Source organism: Neorhizobium turbinariae, from assembly GCF_023223505.1.
Taxonomy (GTDB): domain Bacteria; phylum Pseudomonadota; class Alphaproteobacteria; order Rhizobiales; family Rhizobiaceae; genus Neorhizobium; species Neorhizobium turbinariae.
Map to the genome: position 1 here is coordinate 433294 of NZ_JALPRY010000001.1, position 12040 is coordinate 445333.

At 63.4% G+C, this 12040-nt stretch carries 11 protein-coding genes; 6 read left to right on the forward strand and 5 right to left on the reverse strand.

Annotated elements, in window-relative coordinates; translation table 11 throughout:
- Positions 1–3 precede the first annotated feature (3 nt).
- Entirely contained in the window at positions 4–2055 is a 2052-nt protein-coding gene (gene parE / locus M0654_RS02050) for a DNA topoisomerase IV subunit B (RefSeq protein ID WP_390919423.1), read from the reverse strand.
- 195 nt (positions 2056–2250) lie between these two features.
- Between parE and M0654_RS02055 the strand changes: the two genes are divergently transcribed.
- The 4 genes from M0654_RS02055 (at position 2251) to M0654_RS02070 (ending at position 6423) form a co-directional block, all read left to right on the forward strand.
- The gene (locus M0654_RS02055; protein WP_248681605.1) at positions 2251–3141 is read left to right on the forward strand and encodes an alpha/beta hydrolase; all 891 of its coding nucleotides are present in this window, start codon (positions 2251–2253) and stop codon (positions 3139–3141) included.
- A 172-nt stretch (positions 3142–3313) separates the two neighbouring features.
- The gene (gene tpiA, locus M0654_RS02060) at positions 3314–4096 is read left to right on the forward strand and encodes a triose-phosphate isomerase (protein ID WP_248681630.1); all 783 of its coding nucleotides are present in this window, start codon (positions 3314–3316) and stop codon (positions 4094–4096) included.
- A gap of 81 nt (positions 4097–4177) precedes the next feature.
- Entirely contained in the window at positions 4178–4660 is a 483-nt protein-coding gene (secG, locus tag M0654_RS02065; RefSeq protein ID WP_248681606.1) for a preprotein translocase subunit SecG, read from the forward strand.
- A 125-nt stretch (positions 4661–4785) separates the two neighbouring features.
- Positions 4786–6423, forward strand: coding sequence for a CTP synthase (locus tag M0654_RS02070; RefSeq protein ID WP_313791064.1), 1638 nt, complete (start codon positions 4786–4788; stop codon positions 6421–6423).
- Between the two features lie 58 nt (positions 6424–6481).
- On the opposite strand, the gene M0654_RS02075 is transcribed toward M0654_RS02070, so the two are convergent.
- Positions 6482–7483 carry a flagellar biosynthetic protein FliO gene (locus M0654_RS02075; RefSeq protein ID WP_248681608.1) on the reverse strand — a complete coding sequence of 334 codons (1002 nt, stop codon included), beginning with the start codon at positions 7481–7483 and terminating at the stop codon, positions 6482–6484.
- Positions 7484–7733: 250 nt separating this feature from the next.
- Here M0654_RS02075 and cckA point away from each other — a divergent pair, with 250 nt between their 5' ends.
- Complete coding sequence (gene cckA / locus M0654_RS02080) at positions 7734–10364, forward strand: cell cycle histidine kinase CckA (protein WP_248681609.1); 2631 nt, start codon at positions 7734–7736, stop codon at positions 10362–10364.
- 12 nt (positions 10365–10376) lie between these two features.
- On the opposite strand, the gene M0654_RS02085 is transcribed toward cckA, so the two are convergent.
- From M0654_RS02085 to M0654_RS02095, 3 genes are all read right to left on the reverse strand, one after another.
- Positions 10377–10589: a hypothetical protein gene (locus M0654_RS02085; protein WP_118849836.1), complete on the reverse strand. Its 213-nt coding sequence runs from the start codon at positions 10587–10589 to the stop codon at positions 10377–10379.
- An 81-nt stretch (positions 10590–10670) separates the two neighbouring features.
- A complete protein-coding gene (locus M0654_RS02090) occupies positions 10671–11174 on the reverse strand; it encodes a nuclear transport factor 2 family protein (protein WP_248681610.1) in 504 nt (167 codons plus the stop codon).
- Between the two features lie 106 nt (positions 11175–11280).
- Complete coding sequence (locus M0654_RS02095) at positions 11281–11673, reverse strand: hypothetical protein (RefSeq protein WP_248681611.1); 393 nt, start codon at positions 11671–11673, stop codon at positions 11281–11283.
- Between M0654_RS02095 and M0654_RS02100 the strand changes: the two genes are divergently transcribed.
- Positions 11672–11845 carry a hypothetical protein gene (locus tag M0654_RS02100; protein ID WP_248681612.1) on the forward strand — a complete coding sequence of 58 codons (174 nt, stop codon included), beginning with the start codon at positions 11672–11674 and terminating at the stop codon, positions 11843–11845. The genes M0654_RS02095 and M0654_RS02100 overlap by 2 nt on opposite strands.
- Positions 11846–12040: the final 195 nt, after the last annotated feature.

Sequence of the window (12040 nt, forward strand, 5' to 3'; positions counted from 1 at the left end):
ACGCTAGATGTCGAGGTTCTGGGCGAAGGCGGCGCGCTCCTGGATGAACCGGAAACGGGCATCGGCCTTGGTGCCCATGAGGTTATCGACGGCTTCGCGGGTGCCCTCGAAATCCACCTCGTCGATCGACACCCGAAGCAGCGTCCGGTGCGCCGGGTCCATCGTCGTTTCCTTCAACTGCGCCGGCATCATTTCGCCAAGGCCTTTGAAGCGCCCGATTTCGACCTTCTTGCCCTTGAACACCGTATTCATCAGCTCCGCACGATGCGCGTCGTCGCGGGCGTAGACGGTTTTGCCGCCCTGGCGCAGCACATAGAGCGGCGGCACCGCGAGATAGAGATGGTTGCCGCGGATCAGCTCCGGCATTTCCTGGTAGAAGAAGGTGATCAGCAGCGACGCGATATGGGCGCCGTCGACGTCCGCATCGGTCATGATGATGACGCGCTCGTAACGGAGGTCTTCTTCACGATACTTGCTGCGCGTGCCGCAGCCGAGCGCCTGGATGAGGTCGGCGATCTGCTGATTGGCCGAGAGCTTGTCACGGCTTGCGCTGCCGACGTTCAGGATCTTGCCGCGTAGCGGAAGGATCGCCTGGTTGGCACGGTTGCGGCCCTGTTTCGCCGAGCCGCCAGCCGAGTCACCTTCGACGATGAAAAGTTCGGCGCCTTCGGCGGTGTTCTGCGAACAGTCAGCCAGCTTGCCCGGCAGGCGCAGCTTGCGCACCGCAGTCTTGCGGTTGACTTCCTTTTCCTTGCGGCGGCGCAGGCGCTCCTCGGCCCGCTCGATCACCCAGTCAAGCAGCTTCGCCGCCTCGGCCGGGTTGCCGGCGAGGTAGTGGTCGAAGGGGTCGCGCAGCGTGTTTTCGACAATGCGCTGGGCCTCCACCGTCGCCAGCTTGTCCTTCGTCTGGCCGACGAATTCGGGCTCGCGAATGAACACGGAAAGCATGCCGACAGCCGAGATCATCACGTCATCGGTGGTAATCTGCGCGGCGCGTTTGTTCTGCGTCAGCTCGGCGTAGTTCTTGAGCCCCTTGGTCAGGGCGATGCGAAGACCTGCCTCGTGCGTGCCACCTTCGGGCGTTGGGATGGTGTTGCAGTAGGAATGAAGCTGCGGGTCGCCGCCATACCAGGTGATCGCCCATTCCATGGCGCCATGGCCGCCAGTCTTTTCCGTCCGCCCGGCGAAGATCTCGCGGGTTACGGTGAAGTCCTTGCCGAGCGTTGCGGCCAGATAGTCCTTGAGCCCGCCGGGGAAGTGGAAGACCGCCTTTTCAGGGATCTCGCCGCCAGCCGGCAGAACAACGGGGTCGCAGCTCCAGCGGATCTCGACACCGCCGAACAGGTACGCCTTGGAGCGCGCCATGCGGAAGATGCGGCCGGCATCGAACCTGGCAGTGTCGCCGAAGATCTGCGGATCGGGATGGAAGCGCACACGGGTACCGCGACGGTTGTGGACGTCGCCCAGCTCCTCGAGCCCACCCTGCGGCACACCGCGCGAGAATCGCTGCCGGTACAGCTTGCGGTTCCGGGCAACCTCGACTTCGAGCACATCCGAAAGCGCATTGACGACCGAGACACCGACGCCATGCAGACCGCCGGAGGTCTCATAGGCCTTGCCGTCGAACTTGCCGCCCGCGTGCAGCTTGGTCATGATGACTTCAAGCGTCGACTTGCCCGGCACCTGCGGGTGGTTTTCGACAGGAATACCGCGGCCATTGTCGGTGACGGTCAGGAAGCCATCGGCGTCGAGATGCACCTCGATGAAGTTGGCGTGGCCGGCAACCGCTTCGTCCATCGAGTTGTCGATGACTTCAGCAAACAGGTGGTGGAGCGCCTTTTCGTCCGTGCCGCCGATATACATGCCGGGACGCATGCGCACCGGCTCAAGCCCCTCAAGGACGCGGATGGAGGATGCGCCGTAGTCATCGCCGCCCGTCGGTGCCGGGGCAGGGCGCGGTGCAGCACGTTCAGCCCGCGCCGCAGGAGCCGCTTCATTGGCAGCCACCTTCGGCGTCACGGTCAGGTCGCCAAAGAGGTCGTTGTTGTCATCCATGGATTGCGTCGTTACTACCTGTCGGGGCGCGGAAGAGGAAGCCATACCCATCTCATGCTGTTTCGAATCACTCGCGATTCTGCCAGAAAGGCGGCGAGTTCGCGATGCCGCGAGGAAACGGTCGTCTTGGAGAAATGCGTTGCGCAGCCTGCGTTAGCAAGGCGTTTGCCGATCAGTAAGCAGGTGGAGCCGGGCATGTCCACAGTTCATTTCGTTCGTCACGCTGTTTTTGCCGTTTTCGCCTTTCTCGTGGCGCTTCCGGTGTCGGCGCAGCAGGGCCCCGTCGGTCCGTTCAAGGACGAGCTGTTTTCGCGCATGACCGTGCTCGAAACCGCTGATTCCGGCGCCTACGAAGTCATCGACTACCAGGAGATGCGCGACATCAACGGCCGCGACCGGGAACCGGAGCGGCGCGTCAAGGATGCCTATGTTTCGCTCGGGGTACGGCGTTACCAGGCGAATGAGACACTCAACCTCGCTGGCCGCAAGCTCGATGTCACCAGGGTGGGACAGGAGGCGAATGCGGCCTTCTCGGTGATCTTCATCCACGGGCGCGGTGGCGACCGGCGCCTCGGCGCCAACGACTACAGCTTTGGCGGCAATTTCAACCGGCTCAAGAACCTCGTCGTCGCATCCCGGGGTGTCTATTACGCGCCAAGCATCCGGTCCTTCGATGAAAAGGGCGCGGCCGATGTCGCGAACCTTATCCGTTTTGCCTTCGAACAGAGCGCCGGGCGCCCGGTCATCCTTGCCTGTGCGTCCATGGGCGGCATCATCTGCCAGCATATCAGCCGCAATGGCGAGGCTGTGCAATATCTTGGCGGCATGGCACTGCTCGGCGGACCTCCCGATCCCGGATTGGCAACCACGCCGGCGGTGAAGAACAAGCTGCCGATCTATTTCGCGCATGGCAGCGCCGACAGCGTCTACAAGGCGACCGACCAACTCGGCATCTTCCGCCAGCTGCGCAAATCCAGCTATCCGACCCGCTTCACCATGTTTCAGACCGGCGGGCACGGCACGCCCATTCGCATGGTGGACTGGCGCAAGCTCCTCAACTTCATCCTCTCGTCCCGCAGCCGGTGATCGGCATCTGGCTGCGGCGCTTGACTTGCCCGATTCGGTGTCGAACTGAAGCAGAAGCCCTTGATGTGCTCTCCGTTCCTCGCTTAGGAAGGTGGGTGGAGGAGGCGACGAGCTTGCTTCCCATGTGGAGGAGCTCCTTCAATGGAGCCATGAGAAGAGGAATGTGTTGCCGATGACGCCCGACGTGCGCCCGCTTGTTGCCGGAAACTGGAAGATGAACGGCACCCGCGAAAGCCTTTCCGAGATCAAGGCTATGGCGCAAGGGGTCCTGCAGCCGCTCTCCGAACGGGTGGAGGCGCTGATCTGCCCACCCGCCACGCTCCTTTATGTCGCGACCGCGCTTGCGACCGACAGCCCGCTGCAGATCGGCGCGCAGGATTGCCACGCCAAGCAGAGCGGCGCCCATACGGGTGACATCTCCGCGGAGATGATTGCGGATTGTTTCGGGACCTATGTCATCGTTGGCCATTCGGAGCGTCGTCAGGATCACCGGGAGACTGACGCAGTGGTGCGCGCCAAGGCGCAGGCTGCCCACGAGGCGGGTCTGGCTGCAATCGTCTGTGTCGGTGAAACGGCCGACCAGCGGGATGCCTACGAGACGCTGGAGGTTTTGAAGCGGCAGATCTTCGGCTCGCTGCCGGATGATTCCACGGCCGACGATACGGTTGTTGCCTATGAGCCGGTCTGGGCGATCGGCACCGGCCTGACGCCGACCGCGGCCGACGTTGCCGTCGCGCACGCCTTCATGCGCGCCGAACTCGTTGAGCGGTTTGGCGAGGAGGGGCGGCGCATGCGCATCCTTTATGGCGGTTCCGTCAAGCCAAGCAACGCCGCCGAGTTGATGGCGATCGAGAATGTCGATGGTGCATTGATCGGCGGCGCCAGCTTGAAAGCGGCCGACTTCCTCGCCATCTACGGCGTCTATGAAGATCTGATGGCGGCAAAGCTTCCATAAGGGCTTGGAATGGCCGCGTCTCTCATGTAAAGAGCCGCCAACCTCATTCGCTGCCTCCCATCCGGAGGCCTGGATTACGATATGCAGACCGTTCTGATTGTTATTCATCTCATGATCGTGCTCGCGCTTGTTGGCGTGGTGCTGATCCAGCGTTCGGAAGGCGGCGGGCTCGGCGTCGGCGGCGGCTCCGGCTTCATGTCGGCACGTGGTACTGCCAATGCCCTGACGCGCACAACGGCCATCCTGGCGACGCTGTTCTTCATCACCTCGCTCGCGCTCGGCATCATGGCCCGCTACGACTCGCGTCCAAGCGACATCCTGAACCGCATTCCGCAGAGCCAGCAGGGCACTGGCGCCGGCATTCTGGACCAGCTTGGTCCGGCGACGCCGAACCAGTCTGAAAACGGCGTGCCGTCGGGTGCCGGTGCTGCAGCACCCGCTCCGGCCACCCTGGCGCCGGCCGCTCCGGCAACGGATGCAGCACCTGCCGCACCAGCGCCCGCAGCACCTTCGGCTCCGGCCGCTCCAGCTGCCCCAGAGGGCGGCGTACCGACCGGCCAGTAAGGCAAGGTCAAGCATTCAAGCTCCGGCAGGCCAAAAGCCTGCCGGTTTTATTTTGTGAAGATTCTGCAGCCGATGTCGGAATTGTACGATTTGGGCTGGCGGAATCGCCAATGAGAAGGTATCCGGTGACTCCCATGGCGCGATATGTATTCATCACTGGCGGCGTGGTTTCCTCCCTTGGGAAAGGAATTGCGGCCGCGGCACTCGGAGCTTTGTTACAAGCACGGGGTTACCGGGTTCGGCTGAGAAAGCTCGATCCTTATCTTAACGTCGATCCGGGCACCATGAGCCCGACCCAGCACGGCGAGGTCTTCGTGACCGACGACGGCGCTGAGACCGACCTCGACCTCGGTCACTACGAGCGGTTCACGGGCCGTTCGGCGACCAAGACCGACAACATCACCACGGGTCGCATCTACAAGAACATCATCGACAAGGAACGGCGCGGTGATTACCTCGGCGCAACCGTCCAGGTCATTCCGCACGTCACGAACGAGATCAAGGATTTCGTGGTTGAAGGCAATGACGAATACGACTTCGTCATTTGCGAAATCGGCGGCACGGTCGGTGATATCGAAGCGATGCCGTTCATGGAAGCGATCCGCCAGCTCGGCAACGACCTGCCGCGCGGCGCTGCGATCTATGTCCACCTCACCCTGATGCCGTTCATCCCGGCTGCCGGCGAACTGAAGACCAAGCCGACGCAGCATTCCGTCAAGGAACTGCAGGCACTCGGCATTGCGCCCGACATCCTGCTCGTGCGCGCCGACCGGGAAATCCCGGAAGCGGAACGCCGCAAACTTTCGCTGTTCTGCAACGTCCGTCCATCTGCCGTCATCCAGGCGCTCGACGTGGCGAACATCTATGACGTGCCGATGGCCTATCACAAGGAAGGCCTCGACTCGGAGGTCCTGGCAGCCTTCGGGATAGAGCCGGCACCCAAGCCGCGCCTCAACGCCTGGGAAGAGGTCTGCAACCGGATCCGCACGCCGGAAGGCGAGGTCACGATCGCAGTGGTCGGCAAGTACACTGGCCTCAAGGATGCCTACAAGTCTCTGATCGAAGCCCTGCATCACGGTGGCATCGCCAACCATGTGAAGGTGAAGCTCGACTGGATCGAATCGGAAGTCTTTGAAAAGGAAGATCCGGCACCCTGGCTTGAAAAGGTGCATGGCATCCTTGTTCCGGGCGGGTTTGGCGAACGCGGCGCGCAGGGCAAGATCAACGCGGCTCGTTTTGCACGCGAACGCAAGGTGCCGTATTTCGGCATCTGCTTCGGCATGCAGATGGCTGTGATCGAGGCTGCACGTAACCTTGCAGGCATCGAGGAAGCCTCGTCGACCGAATTCGGTCCGGCACCGGAGCCGGTCGTCGGTCTGATGACGGAATGGTTGAAGGGCAATGAACTCGAGAAGCGTTCGGCCAAGGGCGACCTCGGCGGCACGATGCGGCTTGGCGCCTACAAGGCCTCGCTCAAGAAGGGCACCAAGATCGCCGAGATCTATGGCTCGACGGAGATCTCCGAGCGTCACCGCCATCGCTACGAGGTGAACCGCGAATACAAGGACAAGCTGGAAAGCTGCGGCCTGGTGTTCTCGGGCATGTCGCCGGACGGCCTGCTGCCGGAAACGATCGAATACCCGGATCATCCGTGGTTCATCGGCGTCCAGTACCACCCGGAACTGAAGAGCCGACCGCTGGATCCGCATCCGCTGTTTGCAAGCTTCATCGAAGCGGCGCTCGAACAAAGCCGCCTCGTCTGATCAAATAAAAAACCCGGCCTCGGCCGGGTTTTTTATTGCCTGCAGGACCGGATCGTTTCTACCGGTCGCGCGTGGCAGACATTTCTCCGAAGACGGCTTCCACTTCGTCTTTCAGGGACGCCGGTTTGGGTTTTTCGGTTGTGGAAGCTGCATTCGGTTCCGTGCCCGGCGCCTGCACCTTGGGCGCCTCCTGGGCGGCGAGGTTCGCTTCCATTTCCTGCTGGAGAAGCTTGTCGAAATCAGTGCCGAGTTGTTTCGGGCGCTCTGCTGCGACCTGCAACTGCTCCGGAATCGCGGGAGCGCTCGCCGGGACGATCAGCGTCGGTTCGACATCACGCTTCACCGCGGCTGCAACTGGGGCCGGTTCGGCGATGACGGGTGCAGGAGCCGGCTGTGGCTTTGGTGGTTCCGGGCGCACGTCTGGCGTTGCGGCACGAAGCTGGGGCTCCACCCGTGGCGGTACGGCGCTGACCGGGGGCGTCGCAACGGGAGCCGGGCGCGGAACCGGAGCAGGCTGGGGCGCCGGGGCAGGTGTCGGTGCGGGCTGGGGACGAGCCATGGGCGTTGCGGCTGCCTGATTGATCGCGTCGGCTTTCGCCTCAGGTGCACCTGGTGCCACGCGCGGCGGGACCGGTTGCCGCACGGGTGCGGGGGGCTGTGGCTGCACCGCCGTTTCGACTGCTTGGGATCTTGAAGCGACCGGCTCCTGCCGGGCAAAGGCGTCCGGCGACACGAAGTGATCGCGAGATTGCGCCGTGTCGCGAGATTGCGCCGGCATGATGCGGCTTTCCACCACGATATCGGTTGGACCGCCGATCATGATCAGGTGCTCGACATCATCGCGCCGGACAAGGACAAGCCGACGCCGTGTATCGACCGCTGCGGCATCCAGTACCTGCAGGCGCGGCTGGCGGTTCTTGCCGCCCCGCACGAAGGGCGAGGAGGCGCCACGCCCGCGGATCATCCAAAGGATGCCGATCAGAAGCAGGAAACCGACGCCTACGCCCAGGATCGCGACAATCACGCGACCGCCATATGCGCCAATCAGTTCTTCAATCATTCATCCTACTCCGTGACTCTATTCCGTTGCAGCAGACGACTTTTTACAGGGTGAAGCAAGCCGCCGATGGCGCTGCTCCCGCGTAAAACGAGGTGCTAAAAATGCAGACATAGGTCACGAACGCAAACTGTCCCGGGTTTTATACCCATCAAGAGCTTTTTGCTTTACCCCCAACTTGCTAAGAGAGAATCGCGGGATTGCCTCCCGAGGTGTTGTATGGCCGCGAGACCGGCCGAGATGCGAGGACTTGATGACGAAGTTGCAGCAGGGCGGCAACTACGACGCGCCTTTGGTTGATCACGGGGCACGAGGCGGCACCATCATCCGGATCGTTCTCCTGGCGTTGGTTCTCTGCGGCGTCGCTGCGGCATTCGTGCTTTTCCAGGATGCGCTGGACAACGAGGTCGTGCTCGGCGTTCTCGGCATCCTTGCCATGGTCGGCATATTCTTCCTCGTGTCGTCGATCATCGGCCTTGTCGAGGTGATGCCACAGTCGCGGTCTGACGAACTGGCGCGCAGCTTTCTGGCGAGCCATCCGGACGGTATCCTGATCACCGATCCCAAGGGCCGCATTCTTTACGCCAACGCCGCTTATGGGCGGATGACCGGTGCGACGAAGGCGAGCGACGCGCAAAGCCTTGAAGCGCTGCTTTCCAAGACCCGCGAGAGCACCGAAGCACTCTACCGCCTGACCACCGCGCTGCGCGAGGGCCGTGAGGGGCATGAGGAATTCCGCCTGATGCAGCCGCTCGGCCGCGCTGTGGGCAAGAATGCAGGCGCGCACTGGTATCGGCTGAAAGCCCGCATCCTGACGCCGGTGGAAGGCCGTGGCGGCCCGCTCGATATCTGGCAGATCACCGACATCACCTCCGAGCGGGAAGACCAGGAGCGCTTCTTCCGCGAACTGCAGAACGCGATCGACTACCTGGACCATGCGCCGGTCGGCTTCTTCTCGGCCGGCAGGAACGGCGAGCTCTTCTACCTCAATGCCACGCTTGCCGAGTGGCTCGGCCTCGACCTGACGCAGTTCGTGCCACGTTCGGTGACGATCTCCGACATCGTTGCGGGCGAGGGCATGGCGCTGATTGAATCGGTCCAGGCCGCACCCGGGCTGAAGCGCACCGAAACGCTCGATCTCGACTTGCGGCGCGCCAACGGCCAGAGCTTGCCGGTGCGCCTCGTGCACAACGTCAGCGCCGCGCGCGATGGCGCTCCGGGCGAAAGCCGCACGATCGTTCTGACACGGCCGAAGGGCGGCGAGGGCGACCAGTCGGCGTCTGCGATGCGGTTCACCCGCTTCTTCAACAATACCCCCATGGCGATCGCCTCCGTCAACGGCGACGGCCGCATCCTGCGCATCAACGCACCGTTCCTCAAGCTTTACCACGGCGTCGTCTCCCGCGACGATGTCGAGGCCGGCGTCGAACTGGAGCGGATCGTCCACGAAACCTCCCGCGCCCACCTGATGCAGGCGCTGGCGGCGGCCAAGGACCGGCAGGGCGATATTCCGCCGATCGACTCCCGCCATCCGGGCGACGAAAACCGCTATGTCCGCTTCTATGTCAATGCCGTGATCGACGAGAGCGACGAGGCGCCGGAAGAGGCGGCGATCGTTTACGCCGTCGAGACGACGGAGCAGAAAGCGCTCGAGACGCAGATGGCGCAGACGCAGAAGCTGAATGCGGTGGGCACGCTGGCGGGCGGTATCGCACACGACTTCAACAACGTGCTGACCGCGATCCTCCTGTCGTCGGACCATCTGCTGCTGCAGGCACGGCCGTCCGATCCAAGCTTTGCCGACCTGATGGAGATCAAGCGCAACGCCAACCGCGCTGCGGTCCTGGTGCGCCAGCTCCTCGCCTTCTCGCGCAAGCAGACGATGCGACCGGCCGTGCTGAACCTCACGGACGTCGTGGGCGACCTGCGGATGCTCGTCGACCGGCTGATCTCCGGTACCAACGTGAAGCTGGAGGTGGATTACGGCCGCGACCTCTGGCCGGTGCGCACCGACCTGTCGCAGTTCGAACAGGTGCTGATCAACCTGTGCGTCAACGCTCGCGACGCGATGCCGAACGGTGGCACGATCCTGATCAAGACGCGCAACGTCACGGCGGCGGAGGCAATTGCCTTCGGGCAGGGCGACGTGCCGGCCGAAGACTTCGTCATGGTCGAGGTGTCGGATACGGGCACCGGCATTCCGCCGGAGATCATGGACAAGATCTTCGAACCCTTCTTCACGACGAAGGAAGTGGGCAAGGGCACCGGGCTTGGGCTGTCGATGGTCTACGGCATCGTCAAGCAGTCCGGCGGTTATATCCATCCGGAATCGGAGGTGGGTCGGGGAACGAGCTTCCGGATCTTCCTGCCGCGGCATATCCCGGAAGTCGTGGTGCAGCCCCAGCAGGAGCCTGTTGCTCCGGCACTCGCCGGCCAGCCCCGGCAAGCGGCAGCGCCTGCACCGGTCGCGGCACCGGCGATGCCTGCCGCCGAAGAGCTCGACCTCACGGGCAAGTCGGCCGTGGTTCTGCTTGTCGAAGACGAGGAGGCGGTGCGGCGCGGTGGCAAGCGGATGCTTGAGACGCGCGGCTACACGGTGCACGAGGCGGGATCGGGCGCCGAAGCGCTGGAGATCATGGAAGAGCTGGGCGGCAAGGTCGACATCGTCGTGTCGGACGTGGTGATGCCGGAGATGGACGGGCCGACGCTGCTCACCGAGTTGCGCAAGTCCTATCCGGACATGAAGTTCATCTTCGTATCGGGTTATGCCGAAGACGCCTTTGCCCGCAACCTGCCGGCGGATGCGAAATTCGGCTTCCTGCCGAAGCCGTTCTCGCTGAAGCAGCTTGCCGTGGTGGTGCGCGAAACGCTCGACGCCGACTAGAGGCGTAGGAGCTCAGGCCGCGTGGCGGGCGGGCGGCGTGACCAGCCGGTGCTGGACGTAATCGATGTCGCCGCGGACATAGAGCGCCACCGGCTTGCCGCCGGCACCGGTGACGGCGAGCGCGATGATCGTGACGCCTTCCTCGAAGGTGGTGACATAGGCCACCTGGGCGGGATTGACGTAAACCGGCTGGTTATGGGTGTTCTTGAAACCGATCAGCGCCATCCGACTCTCCTTATGCTGCTGGCGGTCGGAACCATGCCATGCGGAGGTTGATGTCCGTTTAACGCCGGGAACGAGGCCTGATCAGCTGTAGCCCCCGGCGGCGCGCTGCTCGGCCGCGTCACGCTGCGCCTCCACCATGTCGTCCTTTCCGCCATCGCTTTTCCCGTTGCCTTCGCCGGAGGCCTCGACGCGGCCGGTGCCTTCGCCGCCCCTGGTGCGGGCGGTCGGCAGGTGGCGGGTGTCGAAATAGGTGCGGAAGGAGGTGATGCGGTCGCCATCGCCTTCCAGGATGCTGACGCCTTCGTAATCAAAACCCTTGCCGTCGATCGAGCCCTTGCTGGTCCATTCGAGGAAGGAGAGGCCGTCCTTTTCCGTCACGGTGCGGAATTCGGAGCGGATCTCGTCAAAGGCGTCGCGATATTGCGACCAGAAGGTTTTCGCCGCATCGGCGCCGCCATCCTGGTAGGTCACCAGCGGGTTGGAGACTTCCGCATTGTCGGCAAACAGGCTGGCAATCGTCTCGACGTCGCGGGCGGTTTCGAGGCGCCCAAGGGCGTCGATGAAGGTCTTGGACAGGTCTGGCATGGCTGGCTCCTCATGGGTTGTGATGGAGAACTGTGGGGTGCGGGCGATGTTCCCGCACCACCGCCGCCCCACGCGCATCCCATGCGCCCGAACCCGGCGGGCATCATCAAGCCGCTCGCTCGCGAATGCGCAGCCGCCGCGAAAAGGCGGGCCATTCGTGGCGGGGCAGGGTTCGCCGGACCACTTCGAACGCCGCGTCGCGCAGTTCGCGCTGCTCGGCTTCGGGCGGGATCAGGTCGAGGCCGCGCCAGTTGTTGCGAACATAAAAGGCGTCGGCGTAAAGCGCGACGAATGCGTCCAGCTGAGCCTGCCGGAAATTGCCGACGCAAGCCGGTACGCCTTCCTCAATGACGTGATAGTGGCAGCGGTTGCCACGCCGGCACTTGCGGTGGCGGCAGGCAAGCTGCGGCGTGGCGAGCATCTCGACGACGCATATCGCGAGTTTGAGGTCGAGCGGCTCCGACGCGGCAGTGTCGGGTATGTCAGGGGTGTCGGTCATGAAGAAACTCCTTGGACTGGATGGGGTGGGCCTGGTCTCCGATCGCCGCCGTCGATCGTCGCCCGTCGTGCGGCGGGTCTTTCAACCGGAACTCAAGGGCAAGGCAGACTCCGCCCTTGGCGATCTCGAAAAATTTGATGAATGGACGGGGCGCCGGAAGCTGCCTCGGTAGTTTGTAGTATGTGGCACCTTTCGGCGCCCCGTTCGGCGGTTTTTGCCCGCGACTTGGGTCTCTCTGCGAGGGTTGCAGGACGACGATGCTTCTCGCCGGTGGCGGAAAGGCTGGCGTTTGATCCCAGGCTTCCCGACGGACCCGAAAGCCCGGCGACATCATCATCCCCGACCCCCATGTGTGCCGCACAGGGAC